Origin of the sequence: Fluviirhizobium alvei (genome assembly GCF_030551875.1) — a bacterium.
In the GTDB taxonomy this organism is placed as follows: Bacteria; Pseudomonadota; Alphaproteobacteria; order Rhizobiales; family Rhizobiaceae; genus Rhizobium_E; species Rhizobium_E alvei.
On record NZ_JAUOZU010000017.1, the window covers coordinates 83,094 to 97,825 of the forward strand.

At 62.5% G+C, this 14,732-nt stretch carries 13 protein-coding genes; 7 read left to right on the top strand and 6 right to left on the bottom strand.

The features are described 5' to 3' along the window. Nucleotides 1-44: 44 nt before the first annotated feature. The 4 genes from Q4481_RS20760 to Q4481_RS20775 are packed head-to-tail and all read left to right on the top strand — an operon-like array spanning nt 45 to nt 3,950. Nucleotides 45-1,184, top strand: coding sequence for an isobutyryl-CoA dehydrogenase (locus Q4481_RS20760; RefSeq protein ID WP_304378313.1), 1,140 nt, complete (start codon nt 45-47; stop codon nt 1,182-1,184). A gap of 15 nt (nt 1,185-1,199) precedes the next feature. After that, nucleotides 1,200-2,273 carry an enoyl-CoA hydratase/isomerase family protein gene (locus tag Q4481_RS20765; RefSeq protein ID WP_304378314.1) on the top strand — a complete coding sequence of 358 codons (1,074 nt, stop codon included), beginning with the start codon at nt 1,200-1,202 and terminating at the stop codon, nt 2,271-2,273. Between the two features lie 14 nt (nt 2,274-2,287). After that, nucleotides 2,288-3,175, top strand: a complete 888-nt coding sequence (gene mmsB / locus Q4481_RS20770) for a 3-hydroxyisobutyrate dehydrogenase (RefSeq protein WP_304378315.1) — start codon at nt 2,288-2,290, stop codon at nt 3,173-3,175. Between the two features lies 1 nt (nt 3,176). Continuing rightward, nucleotides 3,177-3,950, top strand: a complete 774-nt coding sequence (locus Q4481_RS20775) for an enoyl-CoA hydratase (RefSeq protein WP_304378316.1) — start codon at nt 3,177-3,179, stop codon at nt 3,948-3,950. 24 nt (nt 3,951-3,974) lie between these two features. Here Q4481_RS20775 and Q4481_RS20780 read toward each other — a convergent pair whose 3' ends face one another. From Q4481_RS20780 to Q4481_RS20805, 6 genes are all read right to left on the bottom strand, one after another. Beyond that, on the bottom strand, nt 3,975-4,919 hold the full coding sequence (locus Q4481_RS20780) for an ABC transporter permease (protein ID WP_304378317.1): 945 nt from the start codon (nt 4,917-4,919) through the stop codon (nt 3,975-3,977). After that, on the bottom strand, nt 4,916-6,010 hold the full coding sequence (locus Q4481_RS20785; RefSeq protein WP_304378318.1) for an ABC transporter permease: 1,095 nt from the start codon (nt 6,008-6,010) through the stop codon (nt 4,916-4,918). The genes Q4481_RS20780 and Q4481_RS20785 overlap by 4 nt, the downstream gene beginning before the upstream one ends. Continuing rightward, on the bottom strand, nt 6,007-7,554 hold the full coding sequence (locus tag Q4481_RS20790; RefSeq protein ID WP_304378319.1) for an ABC transporter ATP-binding protein: 1,548 nt from the start codon (nt 7,552-7,554) through the stop codon (nt 6,007-6,009). Before Q4481_RS20790 ends, Q4481_RS20785 begins: the two co-directional genes overlap by 4 nt. Before the next feature lie 67 nt (nt 7,555-7,621). After that, nucleotides 7,622-8,668 carry a BMP family lipoprotein gene (locus Q4481_RS20795; protein ID WP_304378320.1) on the bottom strand — a complete coding sequence of 349 codons (1,047 nt, stop codon included), beginning with the start codon at nt 8,666-8,668 and terminating at the stop codon, nt 7,622-7,624. 47 nt (nt 8,669-8,715) lie between these two features. Next, nucleotides 8,716-9,666, bottom strand: coding sequence for a nucleoside hydrolase (locus tag Q4481_RS20800; protein WP_304378321.1), 951 nt, complete (start codon nt 9,664-9,666; stop codon nt 8,716-8,718). Further along, complete coding sequence (locus Q4481_RS20805; RefSeq protein WP_304378322.1) at nt 9,663-11,006, bottom strand: amidohydrolase family protein; 1,344 nt, start codon at nt 11,004-11,006, stop codon at nt 9,663-9,665. Before Q4481_RS20805 ends, Q4481_RS20800 begins: the two co-directional genes overlap by 4 nt. A 160-nt stretch (nt 11,007-11,166) precedes the next feature. Between Q4481_RS20805 and cdd the strand changes: the two genes are divergently transcribed. The 3 genes from cdd to Q4481_RS20820 are packed head-to-tail and all read left to right on the top strand — an operon-like array spanning nt 11,167 to nt 14,731. Further along, complete coding sequence (cdd, locus tag Q4481_RS20810) at nt 11,167-12,093, top strand: cytidine deaminase (RefSeq protein ID WP_304378323.1); 927 nt, start codon at nt 11,167-11,169, stop codon at nt 12,091-12,093. Between the two features lie 2 nt (nt 12,094-12,095). After that, nucleotides 12,096-12,854, top strand: a complete 759-nt coding sequence (locus tag Q4481_RS20815; protein ID WP_304378324.1) for a creatininase family protein — start codon at nt 12,096-12,098, stop codon at nt 12,852-12,854. Next, entirely contained in the window at nt 12,851-14,731 is a 1,881-nt protein-coding gene (locus Q4481_RS20820) for an adenine deaminase (RefSeq protein ID WP_377354115.1), read from the top strand. Before Q4481_RS20815 ends, Q4481_RS20820 begins: the two co-directional genes overlap by 4 nt. Nucleotide 14,732: the final 1 nt, after the last annotated feature.

A 14,732-nucleotide genomic window follows, 5' to 3' on the forward strand; every position in this document is an offset into this window, starting at 1 on the left:
GCAACCATGAATTCAGACAGGGCCGAAATGGTCCGGGAGGAAAAATGGATTTCGAACTGAACGAGGAACAGGCGGCGATCTATGATATGGCGCGCGCCTTTGCGGCCGATGAAATTGCCCCCCATGCGCTCGACTGGGACCAGACCAAGCATTTCCCGGTGGATGTGCTGAAGCGTGCCGCAGCACTCGGCATGGGCGCGATCTATGTGCGGGAAGATATGGGCGGATCGGCCCTCGGGCGGCTTGAGACGGCGCTGATCATCGAGGGTCTGGCAACCGGCTGCCCGTCGATCGCGTCCTTCGTCTCGATCCACAATATGTGCGCCGGCATGATCGACAAATTCGGCTCTGACGCACAGCGAAAGCGCTACCTGCCGGATCTGGTTTCGATGCAGACGCTCGCGAGCTACTGCCTCACAGAACCGGGTTCGGGCTCGGATGCGGCAGCGCTTGCAACGAGGGCCGAGCGCCAGGGCGACTTTTATGTCCTCAATGGTCAGAAACAGTTCATTTCCGGAGCCGGCGCGTCCGAGCTTTATCTCGTCATGGTGCGGACCGGCGGTCCCGGCCCGTCCGGTATTTCGACGTTGATCGTGCCGCGCGACACCGAGGGCCTCTCCTTCGGAGCCAATGAGCGCAAGATGGGCTGGAATGCCCAGCCTACCCGTACCGTGATGTTTGAAAATGCCCGCGTTCCGGTGGAAAATCTTCTCGGCAGCGAAGGTCAGGGCTTCAAGATTGCCATGACCGGGCTTGATGGCGGCCGTCTCAACATCGCTGCTGCCTCGCTCGGCGGCGCTCAGAGTGCTTTCGACAAGGCCGTCGCCTACATGGCGGATCGCAAGGCGTTCGGCCAGCGGCTCGATGCTTTCCAGGCGCTGCAATTTCGCCTGGCGGATATGGCGACGGATCTCGAAGTTGCTCGCACCTTTCTCTGGCGGGCCGCCACCGCGCTCGATGCGGGTTCGGCTGATGCGACGCGGCTCTGCGCCATGGCCAAGCGGGTCGTGACTGATTCCTGCTTTGAGGTGGCCAATCAGGCGCTGCAATTGCATGGCGGCTACGGCTATCTTGCCGAATACGGGCTTGAGAAGATCGTGCGCGACCTCCGGGTTCACCAGATCCTCGAAGGCACCAACGAAATCATGCGACTGATCATCGCCCGGAGCATTGTCGGACGCTGACCCCGGAAGGACATCATGACAGATTTGACGAACAACGAGGCCGAAGTGCTGGTCGAGCGCAGGGGCGCCCTTGGCATACTGACGCTCAACCGGCCGCGTGCCCTCAACAGCCTGACGCTCGGGATGGTGCGCATCATCGATGCGGCTCTTGATGATTTTGCGGCCGATCCGGCAATCGCTGCGGTGCTTCTGCAGGGTGCTGGCGATCGCGGCCTGTGCGCCGGCGGCGATATCCGCATGGTGCATGACAGCGGCAAGGCCGGCGATGGTATGGGTGAGACGTTCTGGCGCGAGGAATATCGGCTGAATGCCCGCATCGCCCACTATGCCAAACCCTATATCGCCATCATGGATGGGATCACCATGGGGGGCGGCGTGGGGCTTTCGGCCCATGGCAGCCATCGCATCACCACCGAACGTTTGCGGCTTGCCATGCCCGAAACCGGCATCGGCTTTTTCCCGGATGTCGGTGCCACCTGGCTTCTGGCCCATGCGCCGGGTGAACTCGGAACCTATCTCGGCCTGACGGGCGCGATTGTCGGTGCGGCAGATGCGATCCTTGCCAATCTCGCCGATGTTGCGGTCGAATCGACCCGGCTGCCCGAGCTGATTGCCGCGCTCGCTGCGCTGAGTGCCGGGGCAGATGCCGAGGCTGTCACGAGCGTAATCGCGGAGCATCGGTTCGAAACATCCGCTCCGTCGCTTGCCGCGCATCGGTCCGTGATCGACCGAGCCTTCGCGCATGATACTGTCGAGGCGATCTTTGAGGCGCTTGCGGGCGAAGGCGGTGACTTTGCCGCCCAGACGCTGCAAACACTCAAATCCAAATCGCCGACAGCGCTCATGATCGCGTTGCGCATGCTGCGAGAGGCCCGCGCGAGCCAGGATCTCGAAACCTGCCTCAATCGCGAATTCGCGGGAGCAGCGATGATCCTGACGCTCGCCGATTTCTATGAGGGTGTGCGCGCAGCGGTCATCGACAAGGATCGCAATCCGCGCTGGTCGCCAGCCTCGCTCGCCGAGGTGGCCGCATCCGACCTCGAGCGCTTCTTCAGACCGCACAAGGCACCGCCATTCGGCGCCATCTGATCCGGGAGGGATCCATGACTGAGACAATCGCATTCATCGGTTTGGGCAATATGGGCGGTCCCATGGCGGCAAACCTCGTCAAGGCCGGCCATGCCGTTTCTGGTTTCGACCTGTCGGAGGCAAGCCGGTCGGCGGCGGCCGCACAGGGTGTCAAGCCGGTCACCAGCCTCGCTGACGCGGTCGCAGGCGCCGGTATCGTCGTCACTATGCTGCCGGCCGGTCGCCATGTTCTTTCGGTCTGGACGGAGCTGATGGCGCTCGTGAAGCCGGGCACGCTTTTGATCGACAGTTCCACCATTGATGTCGAAAGTGCTCGCAAGGCGCATCAGATGGCGGCAGACAATGGCTGCAAATCGGTCGATGCACCGGTCTCCGGCGGCATCGGCGGCGCGGCTGCCGGCACGCTGACCTTCATGGTAGGCGGCTCGGCGGACAGTTTCGCCCAGGCACAGCCGATTCTCGAAGCGATGGGGCGCAAAATCGTCCATTGCGGCGATGCGGGATCGGGTCAGGCGGCCAAGATCTGCAACAACATGATCCTCGGCGTCACAATGGCCGCCGTCGGCGAGGCTTTTGCGCTTGGTGAGCGGCTCGGCCTTTCGCATCAGGCTCTGTTCGATGTCGCCTCGACCTCGTCGGGTCAATGCTGGTCGATCAACAGCTATTGCCCGGTGCCGGGACCGGTTCCCACCTCGCCCGCCAACAATGACTACAAGCCGGGCTTTGCCACCGCGCTGATGCTGAAGGACCTGCGTCTGGCACAGGAAGCAGCACTGGCCAGCGGTGCCTCTACGCCGCTCGGCGCCGAGGCCGCCCAGCTTTACGGCCTGTTTGACAAGCTCGGCCATGGCGGCGAAGATTTCTCCGCCATCATCAAATTCTTCCGCGACAAGGCTGCCTGACATGACCGAGCCAACCATTCTCACCGAAACCCATGGCCGCGTCGGCCTCGTCCGCCTCAACCGGCCCGATGCGCTCAATGCCATCAATGCCCAGCTGACGCGCGAACTGATCGCAGCCGTCGAGGCCTTCGATGCCGACGAAGCGATCGGCGCCATCGTCATCACCGGGTCGGAAAAGGCCTTTGCCGCCGGTGCCGACATCAAGGAGATGGAGGCTGACAGCTATCTTTCCAATCTCATCACCAACAAGTTCTCGCCCTGGGACCGGATGCTTTCGGTGCGCAAGCCGATGATCGCCGCCGTCAGCGGTTATGCGCTCGGTGGCGGCTGCGAGCTTGCCATGATGTGCGATTTCATTCTTGCCGGTGACAATGCCCGTTTCGGACAGCCGGAAATCAAGCTCGGCCTCATTCCCGGCATGGGCGGCACCCAGCGTCTAACCCGCCTGATCGGGACGGCGAAGGCGATGGACATGTGCCTGACCGGCCGCATGATGGACGCGGTGGAAGCCGAACGGTCCGGTCTCGTCGCCCGCATCGTGCCAGCTGCCGAACTGCTGGCCGAAGCGCTGAAGACGGCCGAGACGATCGCCTCCATGTCGCTGCCCGCCGTGCTCCTCGCCAAGGAAGCGGTCCATCGTTGCAACGAAGTCGGCCTCAGCGAAGGGCTGCTCTTCGAACGCCGCGTCTTCCATTCGCTCTTCGCGCTCGAAGACCAGAAGGAAGGCCGCGCCGCCTTCGTCGAGAAGCGCAAGCCGGAATTCAAGAACCGGTGACGATCAGCAATCCGGTCGCGGCGTTTAATCCGCCGCGACCAGCCGTCGGGCCCGCATCGCCCGGTAGCTGAACAGGAAGAGCGCCAGCACCGTCACCACGAACGGGATCGAGACGATCATTTCGGCCGGGATCCAGGCAAACAGGCCGGGCATGACGATCGACAAAGCTTCGAAGACGCCGAACAGGAGCGCTGCCAGCATGGCGCCGACCGGATGGCGCGCGCCCAGCAAAACGGCACCGAGCGCGATGAAGCCGCGCCCCGCCGTCATGTCGCGGGTAAAGCCGATATAGTTGAACATCGCAAGCTGGGCGCCGCCGAGACCGGCTAGTCCGCCGGAGGCGACAAGCGCCCAAACCCGGATCTTGCCGACCGGAATGCCGGCAGCTTCCGGAGCGGCCGGATATTCGCCGACGCCGCGCAGCCAGAGACCCTGCGGCGTATGGTAGAGGAAAAACCAGATGCCGATGACCGTCAGTACCGCAAGCCAGCTCAGGATCGAATGGCCGGAGAGAAGACCGGACAGGAAGGGTCCGATCAATGGAATGGCGCTGAGGAAGGAAAGATCCAGAACCGGCACCGCCTTTGAAGCGAGGTTGATCGAGGTGCCCTTGTCGCCACCGGTGGCGAGCGACAGCACGAACACCGTGCCGCCGGCGGCCAGAATGTTGATGGCAAAACCGGCGAGGATGATGTCCGCCTTAAGCTTCAGGTGGAAGAAGGCGATCGCCGCACCGAAAAGCGAGCCCATCAGGACTGCCGCCAAAACGGCGATATACCAGGGTGTGTAGACCGAGACGATGACCGCTGTCAGGGCGGCGATCAGCATCATGCCTTCGAGCGCGACATTGAGGGCGCCGGAGAGATCGGAGATCAGGCCGCCCAGCGTTGCGAACAGCAGCGGTGTCGTCGCCCGAACGATGGTGACGAAAAAGGCGAAGGAGAAGACCGCGTCGAGGAGATCGATCATGTGCGGGCCTCCGCAACCGTACCGGATGTGTCCGATGGCCCGAACAGACGGGCGAGAAGCTTCTTGCCGCCGAAGGAGAAGGAGGAGGCCACAAGCAGGATGATGACCGCCTGCACCACCGAGATCACCTCGGTCGGCACATCGGTGCGGATGCCCATGATGAGCGCACCCTGCCTCAGATAGCCGTAGAAGAAGGCGACAACCGGAACTGCGAGCGGCCGCGCCTTGGCAACGATGGCGATCAGGATGCCTTCGAAGGCGAGGTTGCCTTCGAACATCACGATCAGCTTGCCGTAGGACTGGCCCTGCACGAACATGGCACCCAGCAGGCCGCCAAGGGCGCCCGATGCCGTCATGGCCGAGACCATGATGAAGGTGGCCTTGATGCCGGCATATTCGGCAAAACGGGCATTATGGCCAACCAGCCGAAGCTTGAGCCCCCAGCTGGTGCGGTAAAGCGCAAACCAGGTGGCAATGACGGCAACGGCGGCGAGAATGAGGCCGAGATCGATGCGCGTGCGGGGGACAAGCGCCGGGAAGATCACGTTGGGCGGAAAGTTGGGTGTCGCCAGCAGGCCCGGTCCGGCCACCAGCGGCTCGCGCACCAGATAGGTCACGAGGTTGATGGCGATATAGTTCAGCATCAGCGAGGAGACGATTTCATTGGCACCGAGACGAGCTTTGGCATAACCGGGAATGAAGCCGTAGAAGGCGCCCGCCGCCATGCCGGCAAGAACCGCCAGCGGCATGCCGAGCCAGGTGCTGCCGACCGGCGACAGCGCCACCAGTGCGGAAAAGAGCCCGCCCATATAGACCTGCCCCTGCACGCCCATGGCAAATTGCCTTGCCTGGAAGACAAGGCTGAAGGCGAGACCGGTGATCGTCAGTTTCGCGACATCATCGATCCAGAGCCCGACCGTTCGTTTGGAGGTCAGGGGCCCGCTCAGAAGCGTCGTGAAAGTTTCGAATGGCGTTTTGGAGGTTGCGAGCACGATCGCAAAGGCCACGACGAGCGCGATGGCCAGGGCCGTCAATGCGCGGGCGCCTTCGGTGCGGAGCATTTTCCAACGTTCGCTGCTGCGCGTGCTCATAGGGACCCTGCCTTGATCTGTTCCGGGCTCTGGCGATCAAGCCCGAGCATGTAGGCGCCGAGTTGCGATGGCGTCACGGCTGCGTCATTATCGAGCGCCGCAACGATTTCTCCGTGATAAAAAACCAGAAAGCGATCCGAAAGCGCCATCAGTTCGGAAAGATCGGCGGAACTCAGGAGAACCGCAGCACCGGCATCGCGCGCCTCGGTGATCGTCTTCCAGATGAACTGCGTGGCGCCAAGGTCAACACCTCGGGTGGGCTGCGATACCAGGAGCACTTTCGGCTGTTCGGACAGTTCGCGTGCGACCACCACTTTCTGCATGTTGCCGCCCGAAAGGGTGCCGGCTGCCGCCTGCGGCCCGGCGGCGCGGATCGCGAACTTGTCGATCAGCGCCTGTGCATTCCGGCTCATGGCCTTGAGATCGAGAATGCCGTGGCGCACGAAGCTCGGGTCCGAAAGCCGGGTCGCGGCCATGTTTTCGGAAAGCGGTGCGCCGACCGCCAGACCTTCGGCGATACGGTCCTGCGGAATATTGGCGAGCCCCGCCTCGCGGCGCGCCAGCACCGGCAGGGGCAGGATATCGTCGCCATCGAGAAGCGCGCTGCCCGACTGGGCGGTGCGCATGCCGGCGATCGCTTCCATCAGTTCCTGCTGGCCATTGCCTTCGACGCCGACGAGACCAACGATTTCGCCGGCGCGCAGCCGGAAATCGACATTGTGGCAGGCTGGTTTGCCATTCTCCTTGTTGACCGAAACATCGGCCACTTCGAGCATGACCTTCGACTTGTCGGTTGGCGCCCGATCGACCTTCAGCGCCACTTCGCGACCGACCATCATGGTCGCGAGCGAATGTTCGGTCACATCCTTCGACCGCACCTGACCGACCGTCTTGCCGCCGCGCATGACCGTGATCGAATCCGAGATTTCCAGCACTTCGGGCAGCTTATGGGCGATGAAGATCACCGTACGGCCCTGCGCCACCAGCGAGCGGACGGCCACGAACAGTTCCTCGACTTCCTGCGGCGCCAGCACCGCAGTCGGCTCATCCAGAATGAGAATGCGCGCGTCGCGATAGAGCGCTTTGAGGATTTCGACACGCTGCTGCTGGCCGACCGGAATGGAGGCGACCGAAGGCATCGGATCGACGAACAGGCGGAATTTTTCCGACAGCGCCCGCACCTCCTCGATCGCCCGCTTGCGATCGAAGCGAATGCCGGATTTTGGCTCCGAACCCATCACGACATTTTCATAGACGGAGAAGGACGGCACCAGCGAGAAATGCTGGAACACCATGCCGATGCCTGCGGAAATCGCCGCTTTCGGATTGGGAAACTCAACCGGCTTGCCATCGAGTATCAGTTCGCCGGCATTGGGCTGTTCTATCCCGAACAGGATCTTCATCAGCGTCGATTTTCCGGCACCGTTTTCGCCCACCACGGCATGCACTTCGCCCGGCTGGACGATGAGATTGACGCCGTCGTTGGCGACGGTTCCGCCCGGATAGATCTTGGATATCCCGCGCGCTTCCAGCAAGGCTGCCATGAAGTCCCCGTTCATTGAGCAGTCAAAACAAAGGCCGCCGGACGCACACGCCCGGCGGCCCGGATGCTTACTTCATCGACGTATCGACGGCGATTTCGCCATCCACGATCTTCTTTTCGATCGCATCGACTTCGGCGCGCACATCAGCCGGGACCAGCTTTTCGTAGTAGGCATTCTTGGAGATGCCGACGGCGCCATCCTTGAGGCCGAGCAGAAGGGCCGTGCCATAGGGAGCCTTGCCGTCGATCGTCTGTTCGAGCGCGGTATAGAGCGACTGGCCGACCTTCTTTTCCACCGAGGTGAAGATCACATCGGCCTGGGCGGCATCGGTCGGCGCGAAGATGGTTGCCTGGTCGGAATCGACGCCGACGGCGAGCTTCTTGGCATCGCGGACGGCCTGGAGCGCACCGATGCCGGTGCCGCCGGCGATCGGGAAAATCACGTCAGCGCCCTGGCCCATCTGGGCGAGTGCGAGTTCCTTGCCCTTGGCCGGGTCGGAGAAGGTGTTGGCCACGGCCTTCAGGATCTTGATATCCGGCTTGGCGGCCTTCGCACCCTGGTCGAAGCCGACAGCGAAATCGGTCACGGTCTTGAATTCCATGCCGAGGATTTCGCCAAGCGTTCCGGTGGTCGAAAGCTTGGCAGATGCGTAGCCGGCGAGGTAGCCGGCGGTCGAGGTCAGATACTGGATGCCGAGAACGTTGGCGCAGCAGCCGGTCGAGTAATCCGGAGCGTCATCGAACACGATGAACTTCTTGTCGGAATAGTCCTTCGCCATTTCGGAAACGAAGCCGGTCATTTCGAAGGTGCCGGCGATGATCACGTCGTAGTCGCTGTCGGCGGCATCGGCGAGTGCTGGCTGCCAGCGGTCCTTCTGGTAGCCTGCCTCGATGATCTTGACGGTCACCGGCAGCTTCACTTCGGCGAGCTTCATGCCGGCGGCAGCCGAATCGAAAAAGCTCTTGTCGCCGAGCGTGCCGTGCAGCACCAGCGCGACCTTCAACGGATTGTCCTTGGAATAGTCGGCAGCGAAGCCCGGAAGGGTCGCAGCACCGGTAAAGGCCACGAAGGCCACGGCTGCCGTGGCGGATTTCAGAAGGCTGATGCGGGACATTGTGGTTCTCCTGTGGGGGTTGTTTTTCATGCTAATTTATCTGGTTTTCAGGGAGCATAGGCGATCGAACGCCGGAAAAGCTCCGCCAGTTTTCGGTTATCCACCGATTCGACGATTCGGACGTTCGAGGCCCGGATGCGGCCCGCCGGATCGATGATCGACATGCCGCGCGCCGGACCGGCCGAGAGCTCGATCTCGATTGCGGCATCGGTTGCGGTCTCGATCATGGACGGATCGAGCATCACGGCAGAGGCAAGCGGGTCGACGAACAGCATCACGTCACCCCTGCCCCGCGACTGCGCGTTGCGGCGCAGATGCTGCGACAGCGCCAGCGAAAAGCCCGGTGCGCCGATGGTCGGAAGGCCCGCAAAGGCATCATCGAGCTCAGTGCCCGTCATCATATGCTCGGTGCAGCTTTCCCAGGGCACCAGAACGGTGGCAATGCCCGCCGAGAGCACAATGCTGGCGCTTTCCGGATCGGCATAGAAGTTGAATTCCGCCGCCGGTGTCACATTGCCGCGACCCTTGACGGTGCCGCCCATGATGTAGAGCGTGCCGATACCTTTGGCGCAATCGGGATCGAGCCTGAGAGCCAGCGCCAGATTGGTGAGCGGCCCGATCATCAGGAGATCGACCGGTTCAGTCCGGGTGGCTTGCGCGAGTTCAGTGCGCAGGAAATCAACCGCATGCATCGCTTGCGGTTCATCCTGCCTCTCGGGTCGCGGTGCGCCACCAAGCCCATCGTCGCCATGGACATATTTTGCGTCGATCGCATCGCCGATCAGGGGCCGGTCAGCGCCGCGATAGACGGGAACCGATGCCTTGAGCGTGGCGAGAATGGCAAGGATGTTGTCGGTTGCGCTCTGAAGCGAGACATTTCCGAACACGGTGGTGATCGCCGCCGGAACCCAGCCATTGCCGATCAGCATCACGAGCGCCTGCGCATCATCGACGCCGCCATCCGTATCGACGATCAATCGGTTGCGGTTCATGCTCATGCTGCGGCCTTCCTGGCTTTAACGCGCGACCAGAAGCTGCGATAGGCTTCCGAATAGCGGTTACGGATTTCATGATAGGGCTGGCGGACCAGTTGGCGATTGATGACCAGCCGTTCGCCGGCGACCCAGACGTCGCGCACATCGCGTCCGCTGCCGGAATAGACCAGCAATGCTGCGAGATCCGGACAATCCGAATAGCCGGGACCGGAGAGATCCAGTGTAATCAGGTCGGCCGCCTTGCCGATCTCGAGCGAACCGATGTCATGGTCGAGCCCAAGCGCGCGGGCGCCGTCGATGGTTGCCATCCGCACCAGTTCACGGCTCGAAATGACCTGTGCCACGCCTTCGCGGTGCGTGGCAAGCAGGCCCGCGATGCGCATTTCGGCGATCATGTCATAGGAATTGTTGGCGGCGACATTGTCAGTGCCGAGCGAAACCGTCACGCCCGCCTTGCGCAGATCGTGAACCGGGCAGATGCCCGGTTTGCCCGACCGCAGCGACGCACTGGCGCAATGGGCGACGGAGGCCGCGGGCGAGCGGGCGAAAATGGCGATGTCATTGTCGGAGAGATCAAGACAATGGGCGGCATGAACCCTCGCCTTGAAGAAACCGTCGCGCTCCAGCGCTTCGGTCGCGGTCAACCCGTAACGGGCCATGGTTTCTTCATTGTCCTCGGGCCCGGCCGCCATATGCAGGTGCAGGCCCGAACCATAGGCGAGTGCAATTTCCGTCTCGGCCTTCAGCAAAGCCTCGCTATTGTCGACATAGGGCGCATGCGGTCCGAACCAGGGAATGATGCGGCCATCCGCCGAGCGCTGGCGCTCAAGAAAGGCGGTCGCCTTTGCGAGTTCCTCGACTCCCTTTTCCTCGTCGCCCAACTGCACGATGCCATAGGCGATGACGGCGCGAAGGCCGGATTGCGCGGCGGCTTCGGCAATCTCCTCGGCAAAGAAATACTGGTCGCAGAAGGTCGTGGTGCCCGAAAGCGCCATCTCGGCGCAGGATAGGGCCACGGCGGGCGCCATGTCGTCGGCAACCATGGCCAGTTCCGGTTCCCGGATGGCATTGTACCAGCCATCCATCGTCAGCAGGCTCTGGCCTTCCGCATGGCCGCGAAACAGGATCATCGCCGAATGGGTATGGGCATTGACGAGACCCGGCATCAGAAGCTTGCCGGCCATGTCCAGCGCAGCGTCGAAATCGCCGCGCGGCGGGCAGTCGACTGCCTCCCCGAGGCCGGTGATCCGCCCGTCTTCAAAGGACAACCAGCCGCCGTCAAGGATGCGATCCCTGCTGTCGACCGTCATGATCGTTGCGCCATAAATCAGCGTGGAAGCCATTCAAATAGCCAAGTAAAGCGATTTACAAATCCGTTGCGCTCGTACTAGACTATAGCAGGATGACAGCTGTCAACTGGCTTCAGGCTGTAATCTGCACAAAAATATTGCGCCTCTCATGGTCGGTGAAAAACTGGGCAGGAGGTAACGTGAGAGCTTTGCCATGAGTGCCAATCCCTTTGCCGCCGATAAAAGGATCGCGCGTAGATGCGAGGAAATCCTGTCCCAATCTTCGCCCGCCCTGTTCGAAAGAGCCGGTGCGATGGCCTTCGCCGATGGCGTGATTTCGGCGGCGGATTGCACCCACCTCATCGATGAATTCGGCCTTGAAGACAAGATCGAGCTGATGCGACTTTTGCCGCAACTCGCACGCCGCTATGCGCGTCCTGTCATCTCGGGTTTCGAGGTTGGTGCCGTAGGTCTCGAACGCGAAACGGGCAGCCTGCTTCTTGGCGGCAACATGGAATTTTCCGGCACCCATCTCAGGCTGACGATCCATGGCGAGACCTGTCTTGCAGCGCGCGCCTTCAGCCGGGGCACGACGCTTGTAGCAATCGCGCTGGGCGAGGCGCATCCCTGCGGCCATTGCCGGCAGTTCCTGTCGGAATTTGCCGGCGCACCTTCCTTGCGGCTCATCGATCCCCTTGGCCATGACCTTGCCCTCGCCGATTTGCTGCCCTGGCCATTCGATCCTGCCTATCTCGGCGACGAAGGGGCTGTGGCCGGGCGCATCTGCTGGCCAGACCTCGTTCTGGCGGATGGAATCGCCTGCCGGGCGGAACTTCTTGCAGCCGGCCGGCTCGCCCATGCGCCCTATACGAAAAACCCGGCTGCAGCCGCACTCCGGCTGGCCGATGGGCGGATCATCAGCGGAGCGGCGATCGAAAGCGTTGCCTATAATCCGTCGATGGACCCGCTCGAGGTCGCGATCATCAATCTCGTCGCTCTCGGGGGCAAGGGTGACGATGTTGTCGAGATCCATCTTGCCGAGCGGCGCGATCGGCCTGTAAGCCATGCGCGGCGTGCTGTGCTTCTGGCGGAAGCCTTTGCGCCGCAAGCACGGTTCGCAAGCCATTTCTGGAAGGATTGATCATGCTCGACGCCGCCAAATGCAGCTGGCTCGATATCCGGGATGCTGTCGCCTCCCGGCCGGTGCTTGCCTTTCTCGCGGTCGGCGCGGTCGAACAGCATGGCGCCCATCTCCCGCTTCTGACCGACACGGTGATGGCAAATGGCGTCGCCCGCCGTCTTGCCGAAGCGGAAGCTGGTTTCCTGCTGCCACCGCTCGCGTTTGGCGAATGCTGGACGACCGAGAGTTTCCCGGGAACGATTTCGATTTCGCCCCAGACCCTGAAAGCGCTGGTGCTCGATATCGGCCGCAGTCTGAAGCGGACGGGCGTCGCCGGGCTTGTGCTGGTCAACGGCCATTTCGGCAATCGCGAACCGATCGGGCTTGCGGCGCGCGCGCTTTTCTCGGAACACGGCTTGCCGGTTCTCTGCCTCGACTATCCGGGGCTTGTGGAAACGGCAGAAGAGATCTGTGACAGCAAGCCGGCCGCCCCGCATTTCTACCATGCTGACGAGGTGGAGACCGCCTTCATGCTTGCGCTGGCCCCCGAGACAGTGCGGATGGAACTCGCTGCGCCGGAATATCCGGTCTTTCCAGCCACCTTCGGCCAGGAGCCGATCGAGCTTTCAAGCTTCAACGAAAGCGGGGTGTTCGGCGATCCACGTCCGGCGACCGCTGAAAAAGGCGAGATCTTCCTCGCCCGGATCACCGAACAGAGCCGTCGGGCCATCGCTGCCTTCCGCAAGAACCATGGCATCGCAGAGAGGGAGATGACCGTTTGACCCTGCCCGAAACCAAGCCGCTGCCCGAGGATCTGTTCATCAATGGCGCCGATGAGGTGGCAATCCGCCAGGATCTCGTCCTCGTCGCACTCGGCAAACGTCCGGCCGACCGGCTGGTCCGCGTCGGACGCCTTCTCGATGTCCATACGCGCACCTGGCTCGAGGATCAGGAGATCGTCATCCGTGGCCGCCGCATTGCCTATACGGGACCGGCAGGCAGCTACACGGGCGCGGTCGAAGAACGGGTGCATCTGCCGCATCTGGCCGCCGTTCCCGGTTTCGGCGAGGTGCACAAGCATATCGAGAGCTCGCATCTGACGCCCGAATGGGAAGCCTCGCTGGTGCTGCCGCGCGGCAATACCTGGACCTGCGAGGCGAGCCACGAATTTTCCAATGTCGATGGACCGAACAATCTCGAATTCTGGCTGACGGCCCGCAAACATGGCTCGCCGCTCAAGATCTTCCCGCTGCCCGGCTCGGCGGTGCCCCCGACCGCCTATGAATGGGGCGGCGGCTATTTCGGCCATGACGAGCAGGCCTCCTTCCTCAAATCCTCGCTGATGGTGGCGGGCCTTGACGAGGTGATGGACTGGCCGTCGGTCTGGAATCCCGACAATCCCTCGCATGACCGGCTCTGGGGCATGATCGGCGCCACCTTCGCGCAACGGGGTGTGGTGGAGGGGCATGGCGCCGGCCTGCGCGAAGCCCACGAGATCAATGCCTTTGCCGCTGCCGGGCTCGCGTCCGATCACGAAGCCTGGACGCCGGAAGAAGTGTTCGACAAGCTGCGGCGCGGTATCTTCATCGAAATCCGCCCGCATTCGCTGCCCGATATCATCAAGGCGCTGCTGGCGTCCGGTCTGCAGGACTGGTCTCAGATCGCCTTCACCACCGATGACCGTTCCTGCTCGGATACGCTGAAGCTTGGCGCCACCGACTATAATGCGCGTCTGGCGATCGAAAACGGGCTGGCGCAGGAAATCGCCATCCAGTGCGTCACGATCAACCCGGCCCGTCATATGCGGCTCACGCCCTGGGTCGGTTCGATCGCACCGGGACGGTTTGCCGACTTCGTGCTGCTCGATGATATCGCCACGCTCTCGATCGCGTCGGTCTGGGCCGATGGCAAGCCGGTCTCGGAGGGCAAGACCTATCTGCCGCCGGTGCCGACGATCGACTGGCCGGACTGGGCGACGAAAACGGTCAATATCCAGCGCCGCATGGTGGCCGAGGATTTTGCGATTGCCGCCGCACCCGGCCGCAAGACGATGCAGGCAGCCCTTTTGCGGCCCTTCCACTGGTCGGACGAATTCATCACCGCGGAGCTGCCTGTCGAAAACGGCTGCGTCCAGCGCGACAGCAGCCGCAACATCACGAAATTCGCCATCGTCGACCGGTTCTCCGGCGAGGGGCGGACGGCAAAAATGTTCTGGCTCGGCACGGGACCCGCGACCGAGGATTGCGCGCTTGCCTGCTCGATGGGGCATGACAAGCACAATATCTGGGTCGTCGGCTCCTCGGATTCCGCAATGGCCATGGCCGTCAATGCGCTGATCGACAATCAGGGTGGCTGGGCGCTGGTCGATCGCGGGGTGGTGACCGCGACCGTTCGCTACGAGGTTGGTGGCCTGATGACCTGCCGCCCGGCCGAGGCCCTTCACGCCGAGATGCTGAACCTCTACAAAGCGGGCGAAAAGATCGAATGGATGTATGAGCCGACCTTTTCGCCGCGATGGTGGCCGGGATTCCCCGAAAGGCTTGCCTTTGCAACCTTGACCTGCGCACCCTGGCGCTGGGTGCTCGTCGCACCGGGGCCGCGGGCGCCGGAAGGTTTCGTCAATGTCCAGAACGGACAGGTGCATCCGATCGTCTGGTGAG

What these genes read in the sequence shown, in the direction of transcription:
- Q4481_RS20800 (WP_304378321.1), bottom strand. Translation starts at nt 9,666, where the DNA reads ATGAGCATGAACCGCAACCGATTGATCGTCGATACGGATGGCGGCGTC.
- cdd (WP_304378323.1), top strand. Translation starts at nt 11,167, where the DNA reads ATGAGTGCCAATCCCTTTGCCGCCGATAAAAGGATCGCGCGTAGATGC.
- Q4481_RS20805 (WP_304378322.1), bottom strand. Translation starts at nt 11,006, where the DNA reads ATGGCTTCCACGCTGATTTATGGCGCAACGATCATGACGGTCGACAGC.
- Q4481_RS20780 (WP_304378317.1), bottom strand. Translation starts at nt 4,919, where the DNA reads ATGATCGATCTCCTCGACGCGGTCTTCTCCTTCGCCTTTTTCGTCACC.
- Q4481_RS20775 (WP_304378316.1), top strand. Translation starts at nt 3,177, where the DNA reads ATGACCGAGCCAACCATTCTCACCGAAACCCATGGCCGCGTCGGCCTC.
- mmsB (WP_304378315.1), top strand. Translation starts at nt 2,288, where the DNA reads ATGACTGAGACAATCGCATTCATCGGTTTGGGCAATATGGGCGGTCCC.
- Q4481_RS20760 (WP_304378313.1), top strand. Translation starts at nt 45, where the DNA reads ATGGATTTCGAACTGAACGAGGAACAGGCGGCGATCTATGATATGGCG.
- Q4481_RS20765 (WP_304378314.1), top strand. Translation starts at nt 1,200, where the DNA reads ATGACAGATTTGACGAACAACGAGGCCGAAGTGCTGGTCGAGCGCAGG.
- Q4481_RS20785 (WP_304378318.1), bottom strand. Translation starts at nt 6,010, where the DNA reads ATGAGCACGCGCAGCAGCGAACGTTGGAAAATGCTCCGCACCGAAGGC.
- Q4481_RS20795 (WP_304378320.1), bottom strand. Translation starts at nt 8,668, where the DNA reads ATGTCCCGCATCAGCCTTCTGAAATCCGCCACGGCAGCCGTGGCCTTC.
- Q4481_RS20815 (WP_304378324.1), top strand. Translation starts at nt 12,096, where the DNA reads ATGCTCGACGCCGCCAAATGCAGCTGGCTCGATATCCGGGATGCTGTC.
- Q4481_RS20790 (WP_304378319.1), bottom strand. Translation starts at nt 7,554, where the DNA reads ATGGCAGCCTTGCTGGAAGCGCGCGGGATATCCAAGATCTATCCGGGC.